The organism is Qipengyuania benthica (genome assembly GCF_030717865.1).
In the GTDB taxonomy this organism is placed as follows: Bacteria; Pseudomonadota; Alphaproteobacteria; order Sphingomonadales; family Sphingomonadaceae; genus Qipengyuania; species Qipengyuania benthica.
Window position 1 is genome coordinate 37,196 of the sequence record NZ_JAVAIL010000001.1, and the last position, 13,104, is coordinate 50,299.

A 13,104-nucleotide genomic window follows, 5' to 3' on the forward strand; every position below is an offset into this window, starting at 1 on the left:
CTGCAAGGCCCGCCTCGTCAGGCCGGCGCGTTCGCCAAAGCCTCGGCATGATGCTTAGCGTTCTCGGCGTAATGCATCACCCCCGCGCGCATCCCCATGATCGCGGCATCGGTCAGCTCCTTCATCGGCTTGGCCGGACGCCCTGCCCAGAGCGAGCGCGGTTCCATCACCTTGCCTTCGGTCAGCATCGCGCCGGCTGCCAGCATGGCGTCGCTGCCGATCACCGATTTGTTCATCGCTATGGCGCCGAGGCCCACGAAGCCGCGATCCTCGATCACGCAGCCATGGCACATCGCCATATGGCCGATCAGCACGTCGCTGCCGATCTCGAGCGGCGAGCCCTCGGGGTCGCCCGGGCGCGGCGGGTCGCAATGCAGCACGCTGCCGTCCTGGACATTGGTCCGCTCGCCGATCCGGATGGTGAAGACATCGGCGCGCAGCACGCAATTGTACCAGACCGAGCTGCCCTCGCCGATCTCGACATCGCCGATGATGGTGCAGCCCGGCGCGATGAAGACGCTCTCGTGGATCTTGGGGGTCTTGCCGTGGATCGGAACGATGCGGACGCCGGGCCGGTGGATGCTCATGTCGTTTTCCCAGGATGTTCTGCCATTGGATTGAGGGCAGAATGGACGCGAAATGGTCGCTCCACAAGTTCTGTGCCGGGGGCGGCAGGTGGTGCCACGACAGATTGCGGCGCCCGATGGCACCCGAAGCGCACGATGTCAGGCGCCCGTGCCGTTCCGCTCCGCCTGCCACGCGTCGCGGGCGATCGAATAGACGATGATCCGGCCGCTGTCGGGATCGAATTCGGCATTGTCGAAATCGAGATCCTCGCGCCGCCTCATGCCGAGGCGCTCCATCAGGCCCCAACTCGCCGTGTTCCCCGCCACCGTGAGCGCAATGACCTCCTGCGCGCCGAAGCGGTCGAAGGCGAGGTCGAGCGAAGCCGCAGCGGCTTCCCTGGCGTAGCCCTGCCCCCAGGCATCCTCGCGCAAGCGCCAGCCGATCTCCATCGCCCCGATCGGCCCGCCTTCCTGATTGCTCCGCTTCAATCCGCAAAAGCCGAGCAATGCACCGTCCTCGATGCGCTCCACCACCCAGAAGGTGTGGCCGTGCTCACTGCGGTAGGATGTGAGGCGGTCCTGCGCGCCCTGCCGCTTTTCGGCATCCGCTACCCCGCCGAGCCAACGCATGACCGCAGGCGTGTTGGTCCCCGTCCAGAACGGCGCCCAGTCGCCATCGCGCCAGTCGCGCAGGATCAGCCGCTCGGTCTCGGCGACGGTTTCGCCAGCCGCGTCAGCCATTGAGGAGGCGTGCCGCCACGGCTGCGTGATAGGTGAGGATGCCGGTGCAGCCCGCGCGCTTGAACGCGATCAGCTTCTCCATCATCAGCGCGTCGCGGTCGCCCACCCCCGCCGCCGCGCCCGCTTCGATCAGCGCGTATTCGCCGCTCACCTGATAGGCGAACACCGGTACGCCGAAGCGTTCCTTCACCCGCCAGATCACATCGAGATAGGCGAGACCCGGCTTGACCATCACGCTGTCGGCCCCTTCGGCGATGTCGAGCGCGACCTCGCGCAGCGCCTCCTCGGCGTTGGCCGGGTCCATCTGATAGCTCTTCTTGTCGCCCTTGAGCAGCCCGCCCGAGCCCACCGCATCGCGAAACGGGCCGTAGAAGGCGGACGCGTATTTGGCGGCATAGGACATGATCTGGACGTTGTGGTGCCCGGCCATCTCCAGCGCCATGCGGATCGCGCGCACGCGCCCGTCCATCATGTCGGACGGGGCGACGATGTCCGCTCCGGCAGCAGCCTGGTTGAGCGCCTGATCGACCAGCACCGCCACCGTGTCGTCATTGGCCACATAGCCCTGCGGATCCAGCAGGCCGTCCTGGCCGTGGCTGGTGTAGGGATCGAGCGCGACATCGGTGAGGATCCCGATATCCGATCCGCAGGCGTCGCGGACCGATTTGATCGCGCGGCACATCAGATTGTCGGGGTTGAACGCTTCCTCGCCATTGTCGCTGCGGCGGTCGCCCGGCGTGTTGGGGAACAGCGCGATGCAGGGAATGCCCAGCGCGACCGCCTCGCGCGCGCGTTCGGCGATCCCCTCGACCGACCAGCGCGACACACCGGGCAGGCTGGCGATGGGTTCTTCCACCCCCTTGCCCCCGGTGACGAACAGTGGCCAGACCAGATCGCTCGGTGCGAGACGGGTCTCGCGGTGCAGCGCGCGGCTCCAGCCGCTCGAACGGGTGCGGCGCAGGCGAAGGTGAGGGTAGCTGGCGTCCATGGCCGACCTTTGCCGCAAAGCACCGGACCTTTCAATCGCCGGGCCCTTCAATCGCCGGGCCCCGAATCGCTCGGTCTTCGATCGTCCGGTCGCGTTGCTCTAGGACAGTGGCTCGGAGCGCTTGAGATCGAGTCGGTCGATCTCGCGCAGCGGTTCGCGCGCTGCACGTTCAGCCTCGGTCTGGTCGAGCTTGGCCAGCGCTTCGCCCGCCTCAACCGTCTTGAGCTTGGCCAGCGCGGCGCGGAACGCGCGCAAATCATCCCCGCTGAGCTGCGCGCGGGTGACGAAAGATACGCCGGCAGGGTCGATCGAGCGCCCGCCGCGGTACATTTCGTAATGCAGATGCGCACCGGTCGAGAGCCCGGTCGAACCGACATAGCCGATCACCTGTCCGCGCCGCACGCTCTGCCCGTTTTGCACCGCGATCCGGCTCATGTGGCAATAGCGGGTGTCGAGGCCGCCACCATGCCTCAATCGGACCGCATTGCCGCAGCCGCCCATGCGCCCTGCGCCGGTCACCCGGCCATCTGTGACTGCGACGATCGGGGTGCCGTGGCGAGCGCGGAAATCGACCCCGGAGTGCATCCGGCGATAGCCCAGGATCGGGTGGCGGCGCATGCCATAGCTGGAACTCATTCGCCCGGGCACCGGCGCGACCAGTCCGCTGCGTTGCTCACCCACGCCCGAGGCCTCGAAGAACTCGCCCTTCTCGCCCCAGCGCATCAATTGCGCGCGCGGCTTGTCGTCGCTTTCGAGCCCCGCGAAGAGCAATTGCCCGGCCTGGCGCTCTCCGGTCGCGGCGCGGCGATGCGCGACGATCAGATCGAACGTGTCGTCCGCAGCAATGGCGCGATCCATGTCCACATGCTCGCCGAGCGCCTTGAGATAGGCCTGCACCGCGCTGGCGGGGGCGCCTGCCGCCCGAGCGGAGCGATAGAGGCTGCTGCCGACGCGGCCCCGGATCCTGAGCGGGGTATCGTCGACCCGGATGAGCTTGCGCTCGAGCGACAGTCCGCCGCCCGGCCCACGGGCAAGCGCCAGCTCGAGATCGAAACGCGCCCGGAACTGCAGTTGGTCGAGCGGGCGCGGCGCGCTCGCGCTGGCGCGGCGACCGAGCGTGATATCGACCTTGGTGCCGGGCTCGATCTCCTCGATCGGCATGGCACTGCCCACCAGCGCCGCCACGCGCGCGGCATCCTCGCGGCCCAAACCGGCGCGCAGCAGCATCCGGTCGAAGCTGTCGCCGCGTGCGAGCGTCGCCACCATCTGGATTTGCGGGCGCTCGGGTGCGGCGGCGAGCGGGCGGACCAGCGCGGTCGGGCCCATCCGTCGGCCGGTGTCGCTGCCCAGTGCCAGCGGCATGATGATCTGGCTGCGATATTCGTCGACATTGGCGGCTTCGATCTGCGTCGGCAACGCCGCCTCGAGCGGAGCGTAGCTGGGCCAGAAAGCCAGCGCCACGGCGGTCAGCCCGACGAAGGTCCCGAGCCCGCCGAACCAGCGGCGACTGCCGATATCGCGGCCCATATCCCTCGCCAGCTCGAAGCGAAGCTTTGGCGCGCTGGACGCTGGAGGAGCCGGTTCCGCAGGCTTGTCGCCGAACACTCGAACGATCTGATCATGCGCCAGGCGCGCCGTGGGCAGCCCCCTGCCGCCGGCACCGTCACCGGTGCCCGAGCCGGCAGCGCTCCGGTCTTGGTCCTCGGGGGATGTGTACACGCGAGTGCCTCCGCTTTGGTCGCCGCATCATGGGAGGCGCGACCCGACCCTTTGCGCGATTCTTCGCAGCGGGCCCTGGCCGAGTTTTCTGGCGGATTAAAGTTAAGGCCGGTTTAAATCGCGGCGACTCGACTCCCTTGAGCGACGAGGCGCGGCGGATGAGCGCTGAACGGTTGTCGTGCAGCGCCTGCGCTGTCATCACACGGGCGTGAACGATCACGCGATCACGGCGGTCCTGGGGCCCACCAATACCGGCAAGACCCACCTGGCGATCGAGCGGATGTGCGGCCATTCGAGCGGCGCGATCGGGTTCCCGCTGCGCTTGCTGGCGCGCGAGGTCTACGACCGGGTCTGCGCGCTCAAGGGCGAGGCCAATGTCGCGCTGATCACCGGCGAGCAGCGGATCGAACCGGCGGGCGCCAAATATCTGTGCTGCACGGTCGAGGCGATGCCGCGCGACGGCGGCAACCGCGCCTTCGTCGCGCTCGACGAGGCGCAGCTTGCCGCCGATCGCGAGCGCGGCCATCTGTTCACCGACCGGCTGCTCAACGCCCGCGGCCGCGAGGAGACGATGCTGCTGGGCGCGGCGACGCTCGCGCCGCTGGTGCGCCAACTGGTTCCCGAGGCGGAAATCACTCAGCGCCCGCGCTTCTCGACGCTCAAGCACATCGGGCCGCGCAAGCTCTCGCGGCTTCCCCCGCGCAGCGCGATCGTCGCCTTCAGTTCCGAGCAGGTCTACGCCGTGGCCGAGATGCTGCGGCGGTTTCGCGGCGGCGCGGCGGTGGTGATGGGGGCGCTCAGCCCCGAGACGCGCAACAAGCAGGTCGCCTTGTTCCAGAACGGCGAGGTCGATTACATCGTCGCCACCGATGCGATCGGCATGGGACTCAATCTCGATGTGACGCATGTCGCCTTCGCCGGACTGACCAAATTCGACGGGGTGCGCACGCGACGGCTGGTCCCCGCCGAGATGGCGCAGATCGCGGGTCGCGCGGGGCGCCACCAGCGCGACGGGACCTTCGGGACGCTGAGTGGCGGCGTCAGCGGCGCGGCTTCGCCCGAGTTCAGCGAGGAGGAGATCTATGCGATCGAGGAGCATCGCTTCGCCCCGCTGACCAAGCTCTTCTGGCGCGAGCCCGAGCCGCGTTTCGATACGATCGCCGCGCTGATCGCCGATCTCGAGACCCCTCCCGCGCACGAGGCGCTGCGGCTCGCCCCCGAGGCGATCGATCTGGCCACGCTCAAGCGGCTGGCCGACGAGCCGCTGGCGGCGCAGATCCGCGGCGCGGGTCAGGTACGGCGGTTCTGGGAGGCCTGCTCGCTCCCGGACTTCCGCCAGCGCGGCCCCGATGTTCACGCGCGTTTCGTGGCGCGGTTGTGGGAAGATTTGCGCGGCGGCTATCTCGGCGCGGACTTCGTGGCGGCGCGAATCTCCGAACTCGACAATATGGCGGGGGACATCGATACGCTGCAGGGCCGCATCGCCGCGATTCGCAGCTGGGCCTATATCTGCCAGCGCCCGGACTGGGTGCTGGCGCGCGACGAAATGGCCGCCCGTGCCCGCGCGGTGGAAGCCCGCTTGTCGGATGCGTTGCACGCCCGCCTCACCGAACGTTTTGTCAACCGAAGGACCGCACTGCTGATGAAATCCCTGGGAGAAGATCCCGCAATGCTCCCGATCGCGATCGACACCGACGGCACCGTACGGGTCGAGGAAGAGCCGATCGGCCGGGTCGAGGGCCTGCGCTTCGTCGTCGATCACGCCGCGGGTCATGCCGATCGCAAGATGTTGCTCGCCGCCGCCGAAAAGGCGCTGCCGCGGCTGCTGGGGGAGCGGGCCGAGGAACTGGCGAAGGCGTTGTCGCAGGAGGCACCGGCCGGTGGTCCGACCGACGTGACTCTGGCGCGCGGGGAGGTGCGCTGGGGCGAGCAGGTGCTCGCCAAGGTGGCGATCCGCGACGGGTCCGTAAGCCCTGCGCTCGAACCCTCGCGCGAGGTCGGGGCGCTGCCGCCTTCCAGCCGCACCGCGTTGTTGACGGCGCTCGAGCGGTGGCTCGAGGCCAGACTGGCGGTGCTCGAGCCGCTGGCGAAACTCCAGCAGGCAGCGCGCGACCCCGAGGCGGGGTCCGAGGCGCGCGCCTTGCTGCTCACTCTCGTCGCCGGCCACGGTTTCGTCAGCCGCGAACAGGCGGGAATCGAGCATCTGCCCAAGGAAATGCGGCCCTTCCTGCGGCGGATCGGGGTGACTTTCGGTGCGCTCGACATCTTTGCACCCGCATTGCTCAAGCCCGCCCCGCGCCAATTGCTCGCGGCGCTCGGGCTCGATCGGCGCCCGCTCGAACCCGCGATGCTCCCGGTGATCGCCGGAGGCCGCAAACTGCCCGCAGGCTATCGCCCCGCAGGCAGCCAGGCGATCCGCGTCGATCTGGCCGAGAAGATCTTCCGCGCCGCGCACGAGACCCGCGCCAAGGCGCAAGGGACCGAGCGCCGCGGCAAATTCGTCCTCGATCTGGCGCTGCCGGTATCGATCGGGCTGGAACAGGCCAATGCCGAGCGGCTGCTGGGACAGGCGGGCTTCCGCGTCGAGCACGCGCGACCGCTCGCCGAAGGCGCCTTTGGCCCGCCGCGCCCGCACCGCTGGAGCTGGCGACCGGCGCGGCGCAAGCCCGAGCGAGCCCCACCCGCGCAGCCGGTCGAAGGCAATGCCTTCGCCGGGCTCGCCAAGCTCATGCGCTGATGCGGATCGACCGGCTGCTCTATTTTCTTCGCTTCGCGCGGTCGCGCAGCCTGGCGGCCGGGATCGTCGGCAGCGGCCAGCTGCGCCGCAATGGCGAACGGATCATGCGCGCAAGCCAGCCGATGGCACCGGGCGACGTGCTCACCATCCCGCTCGGCAGCCAGGTGCGGCTGGTCGAACTGCTCGCGCTGCCGACCCGCCGCGGTCCGCCCGCGGAGGCGCGAGCCTGCTACCGGATGCTTGACCCGAACGGCCAAACCGACCTAGCAGCGGCACAGACACCATCGCCACGAGGACACGCCGACCCATGACCTACGTCGTCACCGACGCCTGCATCAAATGCAAATACACCGATTGCGTCGAGGTCTGCCCGGTGGATTGCTTCTACGAGGGCGAGACGATGCTGGTGATCAATCCCAGCGAATGCATCGATTGCGGCGTCTGCGAGCCCGAGTGCCCGGCCGAGGCGATCCTGCCCGACACCGAGGGCGGGCTCGAACAATGGCTCGAGCTCAACACCAAATTCTCCGCAGACTGGCCCAATATCACCAGCCAGAAGGCACCCCCAGAGGATGCCGACGAGCACAAGGGCGAAGAGGGCAAGTTCGAGAAATACTTCACCCCAGAACCGGGCGAGGGCGACTGATCCGAGCTTTCCCGATGGCCTCCCATTTCGACCATATCAAAGCCGCGTGGGCGGCGGGTAGCGACGACAATATCGGCATCATCGCCGCCGGGATCGCCTATTACGTGCTGCTCGCGCTGGTGCCGCTGCTGGCGGTCACCGTGCTCGGCTACGGCCTGATCGCCGACCCCGAGACCGTTTCGCGCCATATTTCCTTGCTGGCGCAAAACCTGCCGGCTTCAGCCGCCGATATCATCGGCGAGCAGTTGCGCCGGATGAGCGAGGATGGCGAGACAGGCAAGATCCTCAGCCTGCTGGTCGCGCTCGGGATTGCGCTGTTCGGCGCGCGCAACGGCGCGCGCGCGGTCATGACCGGGCTCAACATCGCCTTCCACGCCGAGAACGCGCGCAGTTTCCTGCGCGGCAATCTGGTCGCCGTCGCGATCACCGTGGGAGCGGTGGTCGGTCTGGCGGTCATGGGCGGCGTGGTGGCTGCCCTGAGCGCGATCCCCGGGCCCGCGGGCGCTGTGATCGGGCTCGTCGTGCTGTTCGGCTTCGCGACGCTGGGTGTCGGCCTGCTCTACCGCGTCGGGCCCAACAAGCCCGGCCCGGAATGGCAGGCGATCTGGCCCGCAGCGGCGCTGTTCGCGGTCCTGTGGATCGTCGCCACGGCGGGGTTCGGGATCTACGCCGCGAATTTCGCCAGCTACAACGCGACCTATGGTTCGCTGGGCGGGGTGATCATTCTGATCACCTGGTTCTACCTCAGCGCCTTCTTCCTGCTGCTGGGTGCCGAGTTCGCTGCGGTCCGCAATCGCGAAGCGACCTAGAGACGTCCGCCCGCAAAGCCCTGAAGACACGGCATTTCACGGACTCGCAATATTGCGTATCATGTGCTATATAATGCAACAACCCTGACGGCATGCTCCCGCCAGGTGCGAAACACTGAAAGGGCAGGACACCCCAAAGCGTCGTTTCACGGTTCAGGTCTGCGGCTCGTTCGATCCGCAGCAAAAGCCGTTTTCGCAATGTCGCTTTCCCCGGACCACCTGCCCGGGATGAAAGGATCTGTGCATGGCTAGCAAAGCCGATGATGTCTTCGACGTTGGCGACTACGTTGTCTACCCCAAGCACGGCGTTGGCCGTGTGATCGAGTTGCAAAGCGAGGAAATCGCCGGGATGCAGCTCGAACTCTATGTGCTGCGCTTCGAAAAGGAACGCATGACGCTGCGCGTTCCGGTCAACAAGGTCGAATCGATCGGCATGCGCAAGCTGTCGAGCGACAAGACGCTCAAGGAAGCGATGGAGACGCTCAAGGCCAAGCCCAAGGTCAAGCGCACCATGTGGAGCCGCCGCGCGCAGGAATACGAAGCCAAGATCAATTCGGGCGACCTGGTGTCGATCGCCGAAGTGACGCGCGACCTGTTCCGCCCCGAGGACCAGCCCGAGCAGAGCTATTCCGAACGGCAGATCTTCGAGGCCGCCTCGAGCCGCCTCGCCCGCGAACTCGCCGCGATGGAAAAGACCGACGAGCCCGCGGCGCTCGAGAAGATCCTCGAGGTGCTGCGCGAGCACGCGCCGCAATATTACGGCACCGACGAAGAAGCGTAACCCGCCGCTTCGGTATTGCAAAGCATCGAGGGGGTCGCCTGTCCGGGCGGCCCCCTTTTGCTGTCCGGCACCGGCTCGAGGGAAGCCGCGCGGTTTACGGCTTGAACCCGCCCTCCTGCTGTATTATATCGGCAATACGGACTGAGCTATAGCGGTGCAAAGCGCCGCAGCGGGAGGTTTTATGTTGCACGGATTCTTCAAACGGGTGGCCCCGGTGGTGGCGATGGCGATGGGCGCCGCGGTTGCAAGCTGCAATGGCGCGGAGATCAATTTCGGCGCCGGCGACGGTGTGCCGCTGGCCGAACTCGACACTGGCGGCGAAGCACCCACCGGCGTGGTCCTGGCCAGCCCCGACACTCTGATCGTGTCGGAGGGACCGGCGCTCGATATCGCGGTCACCGGCGATCCCGAAGCCGTCGAGGCCATGCGCTTCACCATCGACGACGGGACGCTCGGCGTGATGCGCGAGAAGGATCTGCGCAATGTCGGCGGGCGCGCGACCGTCCGCGTCACCATGCCCTCGCTCAGCTCGATCGTGCTGGCCGGCTCGGGAACCGTCGAGGCCGCCTCGCTGAGCGGCGACGCTGATGTCACCATTGCGGGCTCGGGCACGGTGCGCACCGCACAGGTGCAGGCGACCAACTTCTCCATGACCGTGGCCGGGTCGGGCGCCTACGAGGCAAGCGGCAGCGCCGATGCGCTCGACCTGTCGATCGTCGGCTCGGGGCGCTCCGACATGGCCGAGTTGACGGTCGGCAGCGCCGATGTGACCATCGCCGGATCGGGCGCGGCCCAGTTCGCCTCCGATGGCAAGGTCGAGGCCAGCATCGTCGGTTCGGGCGAGGTGACCGTGATCGGACGCGCGACCTGCAGCATCAGCGCGGTTGGCTCGGGCAAGCTCCATTGCCGCGAAGCCTCATCCACCACCGCAGCCCGCGGCGAGCAATCGGCGGGCACCGGCGATTGGAGCGAAGGCGAAAACTGACCCAGACGATTCACGACTGCGCAACCGGAACAGGCTAGGCAGCAAGCGAAAGGATTTTCGCCATGCTTCGCCGCCATCTTCTGCTTGCCTGTCTGCTCCCCGCCGCGCTGGGCGGTTGCCTCGCCAAGACCGCGCTGGATATCGCCACCGCCCCGGTACGGGTGGTCAGCAAGGGCGTCGATCTGGCGACCACCAGCCAATCCGAAAGCGACGAGAAACGTGGCCGGGAAATCCGCCGCCAGGAAGAACGGCTGGGCAAGCTCGAGCGCGCTTACGAGAAGCAGCTCGACGCCTGCGAGGATGGCAACCGCCGCGCCTGCGACGATGCGCGCGACACCTATGCCGAAATGCAGCAGATCATCCCGACCATCCCCTACCAGCCCGAGGACGACTGATCCGGACCGGGCCCTACATCGGGGCTGCGGCGCGGTGCAGGCGGTCGTTGATCGCGAGACCGAGGCCCTTTGTCGGAACCGGCGCGACCGCGATTCGCGGCTGAGGCGCCAGTGCGGCCCGGTGAAGGCAGGCGTAGAGCCGCGCCGCCGCCTGGAGCAGATCTCCGGCCTCCGAGAGACTGCAATCGCCCGCGATCTCGCCGAAGCCGATTAAATATTCATCGGCTTCCCGCACGACTGCATCGAGCCGGACCGGCTTGCCGGGAGCGTAGTGGCTGAGCGTCTGGCCGGGAGCCTCGATTCCCTCGGCGGGTCCTACCGCGACCGCGCCAGGGACTTCGATTGGGCCGGGTCGCAGCGTCTCGATCCGTCCGTCGCTACGGACCGCGACTATCGTCGATTCGAGCCCGTTCGCGCATTCGCCGCCGTCGAGCACGAGATCGATCCGCCCATCGAGCGTCGCCAGAACATGCTCGGCGCTCGTCGGGCTGACGAAGCCGCTGCGGTTGGCAGACGGCGCGGCGAGCGGGAATTGGACCGCTCCGAGCAGCGCGGCCATTGCCGGATGCGCCGGCTGGCGCAGCGCCACGGTCGGCAGGCCGGCGGTGACCGCAGGAGCCAGCCCCGCATCGCTGCGCAGCGGACAGACCAGCGTCAGCGGCCCCGGCCAATAGCGTTCGGCCAGCGCGAGCGCGGCCTCATCGAGCCTCGCCAGCCGCTGCGCTGCCGCGATCCCCGCCACATGGACGATCAGCGGATTGAAGCTGGGTCGCCCCTTGGCCTCGTATATCCGCGCGATTGCGGCAGGGTTGTCGGCGCGCGCCGCTAGGCCATAGACGGTCTCGGTCGGAACCGCGACCAGGCCGCCCTCGTGGAGGATTCGCGCCGCCCGCGCGATTCCACCGGCATCCGCCGGCACCCGTTCCGTAGCGTTCTTGCCGCGCATGCCAGAGCGCTATATTCGCTGGCGCCTATTGCCAAGAGGACATTGCTCACCGTGACCTATTCGCCTGCCACCGCCGACCAGCTGCTCGCCATCCGCGTCAATGCCGGAATCGAGGAACTGGCGCGCAGCGAGCGCTTCGCCGCCGCCGAGCCCGACATGGTCGAGGCGATCGTCGAGGGCGTCGGCCAGTTCGCCGCGGGCGAATGGGCGCCGCTCAACCGGATCGGCGACCTTGAGGGCGCCAGGCTCGAGAACGGCCTGGTCCGTTTGCCCGAGGGCTTTGCCGCGGCTTACGAACATTATGTCGAGCAGGGCTGGAATTCGATCGCCAGCCCGGCCGATTTCGGCGGCCAAGGGCTTCCCTTCACGCTCGCCTGCAACGTGCTGGAAAATCTCGGCACTGCCAACATGGCCTTCAACCTCCTGCCGATGCTCAGCGTCGGCGCGATCGAGGCGCTCGAGCATCATGGCAGCGAGGCGCTGCAGGCGAAATACCTGCCGCTTCTGGTGAGCGGCGAATGGTCGGGGACGATGAACCTGACCGAGCCGCAGGCGGGCTCGGACCTCGGCGCGCTGCGCACCAGCGCCACCCCGATCACCGAGGGCGAACATGCGGGCAAATACCGTATCAAGGGCCAGAAGATCTACATCACCTGGGGCGATCACGAACTCGCCAAGAACATCGTCCACCTCGTCCTCGCGCGGCTGCCCGACGCGCCCGAGGGGAGCCGCGGCATCTCGCTGTTCGTGGTGCCCAAATATCATGTGAAGGACGACGGTGCGCCGGGCGCGCGCAACGATCTGCGCTGCGTCAGCCTCGAGCACAAGCTGGGGATCAACGCCTCGCCCACCTGCGTGATGAGCTATGGCGACAACGACGAATGCATCGGCGAGCTGGTCGGCGCGGAGAACCGCGGGCTGATGGCGATGTTCACGATGATGAACAACGCGCGGATCAATGTCGGCACGCAAGGGGTGCAGATCGCCGAACGAGCGACGCAGCAGGCGCAGGATTACGCCGCCGACCGGATCCAGTCGGCGCGGGCGGGTTCGCCCGATCGCACGCCGGTGGCGATCCTCGAGCATCCCGATGTGCGACGCATGCTGCTTCGGATGAAAGCGCTGACCGAGGCGGTGCGCGCACTGCTCTATTACACCGCCGGACAGGTCGATCGCGGGACGCTGGGGAACACCGATGCCGCCGGGCGCGCCGAAGTGCTGGTCCCGCTGCTCAAGGCTTGGGGGACCGATGTCGGGGTCGAGGCGGCGAGTCTCGGAATCCAGATCCACGGCGGAATGGGCTTCATCGAGGAAACCGGCGCCGCGCAGCATTGGCGCGATGCGCGGATCGCGCCGATCTACGAGGGCACCAACGGCATTCAGGCCGCAGATCTCGTCACGCGCAAGCTCGGGCTCGAAGACGGTCAGGCGCTGATCGGTCTGCTCGAGGAGATCGCGCGCGACAGTTCCGCCGAGCCTGCGCTGTTCGCCTTGGCGGGCGAATGCGCCGCGGTGGCACGCTGGATGCGCGAAGAAGCCAGCCTCGACGACCGGCTGGCGGGCAGCGTGCCCTTCTGCACCATGATGGCAGTGGCGGTAGGCGGCTGGCAGCTGAGCAAGCAGCTGGCCGCGGTCAACGAGGGCGCAGCCCCCGCGCTGGCGGCGACCAAACCCGCCACGGTGCGCTTCTTCCTCGACCGGATCGTTCCCGAAGCGAGCGGGCTCAAGGCGAGCGCGATCGCAGGTGCCGAAACGCTCTATGCAGTCAGCACCGAGGCGCTGCTCGGTTGA

Annotated in this window: 13 protein-coding genes; 8 read left to right on the forward strand and 5 right to left on the reverse strand. The window is 67.8% G+C overall.

Annotated elements, in window-relative coordinates:
• Positions 1-17 precede the first annotated feature (17 nt).
• The 4 genes from Q9K01_RS00180 to Q9K01_RS00195 all read right to left on the reverse strand — a co-directional run bounded on the left by Q9K01_RS00180 (position 18) and on the right by Q9K01_RS00195 (position 4,014).
• Complete coding sequence (locus Q9K01_RS00180) at positions 18-587, reverse strand: gamma carbonic anhydrase family protein (RefSeq protein ID WP_305928197.1); 570 nt, start codon at positions 585-587, stop codon at positions 18-20.
• Positions 588-725: 138 nt separating this feature from the next.
• A complete protein-coding gene (locus tag Q9K01_RS00185) occupies positions 726-1,307 on the reverse strand; it encodes a GNAT family N-acetyltransferase (RefSeq protein ID WP_305928198.1) in 582 nt (193 codons plus the stop codon).
• Positions 1,300-2,295, reverse strand: a complete 996-nt coding sequence (gene hemB / locus Q9K01_RS00190; protein ID WP_305928199.1) for a porphobilinogen synthase — start codon at positions 2,293-2,295, stop codon at positions 1,300-1,302. The genes Q9K01_RS00185 and hemB overlap by 8 nt, the downstream gene beginning before the upstream one ends.
• A 99-nt stretch (positions 2,296-2,394) precedes the next feature.
• The gene (locus Q9K01_RS00195; RefSeq protein ID WP_305928200.1) at positions 2,395-4,014 is read right to left on the reverse strand and encodes a M23 family metallopeptidase; all 1,620 of its coding nucleotides are present in this window, start codon (positions 4,012-4,014) and stop codon (positions 2,395-2,397) included.
• A 208-nt stretch (positions 4,015-4,222) separates the two neighbouring features.
• Between Q9K01_RS00195 and Q9K01_RS00200 the strand changes: the two genes are divergently transcribed.
• The 7 genes from Q9K01_RS00200 (at position 4,223) to Q9K01_RS00230 (ending at position 10,367) form a co-directional block, all read left to right on the forward strand.
• Positions 4,223-6,751: a helicase-related protein gene (locus Q9K01_RS00200; protein ID WP_422785265.1), complete on the forward strand. Its 2,529-nt coding sequence runs from the start codon at positions 4,223-4,225 to the stop codon at positions 6,749-6,751.
• The gene (locus tag Q9K01_RS00205) at positions 6,751-7,062 is read left to right on the forward strand and encodes an RNA-binding S4 domain-containing protein (RefSeq protein WP_305928201.1); all 312 of its coding nucleotides are present in this window, start codon (positions 6,751-6,753) and stop codon (positions 7,060-7,062) included. The genes Q9K01_RS00200 and Q9K01_RS00205 overlap by 1 nt, the downstream gene beginning before the upstream one ends.
• The gene (gene fdxA, locus Q9K01_RS00210; RefSeq protein ID WP_305928202.1) at positions 7,059-7,397 is read left to right on the forward strand and encodes a ferredoxin FdxA; all 339 of its coding nucleotides are present in this window, start codon (positions 7,059-7,061) and stop codon (positions 7,395-7,397) included. Before Q9K01_RS00205 ends, fdxA begins: the two co-directional genes overlap by 4 nt.
• Before the next feature lie 14 nt (positions 7,398-7,411).
• A complete protein-coding gene (locus Q9K01_RS00215) occupies positions 7,412-8,206 on the forward strand; it encodes a YihY/virulence factor BrkB family protein (protein ID WP_305928203.1) in 795 nt (264 codons plus the stop codon).
• Between the two features lie 244 nt (positions 8,207-8,450).
• The gene (locus Q9K01_RS00220; protein ID WP_305928204.1) at positions 8,451-8,987 is read left to right on the forward strand and encodes a CarD family transcriptional regulator; all 537 of its coding nucleotides are present in this window, start codon (positions 8,451-8,453) and stop codon (positions 8,985-8,987) included.
• Positions 8,988-9,168: 181 nt separating this feature from the next.
• Positions 9,169-9,972: a head GIN domain-containing protein gene (locus Q9K01_RS00225; RefSeq protein WP_305928205.1), complete on the forward strand. Its 804-nt coding sequence runs from the start codon at positions 9,169-9,171 to the stop codon at positions 9,970-9,972.
• Positions 9,973-10,034: 62 nt separating this feature from the next.
• The gene (locus Q9K01_RS00230) at positions 10,035-10,367 is read left to right on the forward strand and encodes a hypothetical protein (protein WP_305928206.1); all 333 of its coding nucleotides are present in this window, start codon (positions 10,035-10,037) and stop codon (positions 10,365-10,367) included.
• Positions 10,368-10,380: 13 nt separating this feature from the next.
• On the opposite strand, the gene Q9K01_RS00235 is transcribed toward Q9K01_RS00230, so the two are convergent.
• Complete coding sequence (locus Q9K01_RS00235) at positions 10,381-11,313, reverse strand: L-threonylcarbamoyladenylate synthase (RefSeq protein ID WP_305928207.1); 933 nt, start codon at positions 11,311-11,313, stop codon at positions 10,381-10,383.
• 51 nt (positions 11,314-11,364) lie between these two features.
• Here Q9K01_RS00235 and Q9K01_RS00240 point away from each other — a divergent pair, with 51 nt between their 5' ends.
• A complete protein-coding gene (locus tag Q9K01_RS00240; RefSeq protein ID WP_305928208.1) occupies positions 11,365-13,104 on the forward strand; it encodes an acyl-CoA dehydrogenase family protein in 1,740 nt (579 codons plus the stop codon).

Bases quoted from the DNA above. Each gene is read 5' to 3' on its own strand.
- fdxA (WP_305928202.1), top strand. From the start codon at position 7,059: ATGACCTACGTCGTCACCGACGCCTGCATCAAATGCAAATACACCGAT.
- Q9K01_RS00235 (WP_305928207.1), bottom strand. From the start codon at position 11,313: ATGCGCGGCAAGAACGCTACGGAACGGGTGCCGGCGGATGCCGGTGGA.
- hemB (WP_305928199.1), bottom strand. From the start codon at position 2,295: ATGGACGCCAGCTACCCTCACCTTCGCCTGCGCCGCACCCGTTCGAGC.
- Q9K01_RS00185 (WP_305928198.1), bottom strand. From the start codon at position 1,307: ATGGCTGACGCGGCTGGCGAAACCGTCGCCGAGACCGAGCGGCTGATC.
- Q9K01_RS00215 (WP_305928203.1), top strand. From the start codon at position 7,412: ATGGCCTCCCATTTCGACCATATCAAAGCCGCGTGGGCGGCGGGTAGC.
- Q9K01_RS00220 (WP_305928204.1), top strand. From the start codon at position 8,451: ATGGCTAGCAAAGCCGATGATGTCTTCGACGTTGGCGACTACGTTGTC.
- Q9K01_RS00225 (WP_305928205.1), top strand. From the start codon at position 9,169: ATGTTGCACGGATTCTTCAAACGGGTGGCCCCGGTGGTGGCGATGGCG.
- Q9K01_RS00205 (WP_305928201.1), top strand. From the start codon at position 6,751: ATGCGGATCGACCGGCTGCTCTATTTTCTTCGCTTCGCGCGGTCGCGC.
- Q9K01_RS00230 (WP_305928206.1), top strand. From the start codon at position 10,035: ATGCTTCGCCGCCATCTTCTGCTTGCCTGTCTGCTCCCCGCCGCGCTG.
- Q9K01_RS00180 (WP_305928197.1), bottom strand. From the start codon at position 587: ATGAGCATCCACCGGCCCGGCGTCCGCATCGTTCCGATCCACGGCAAG.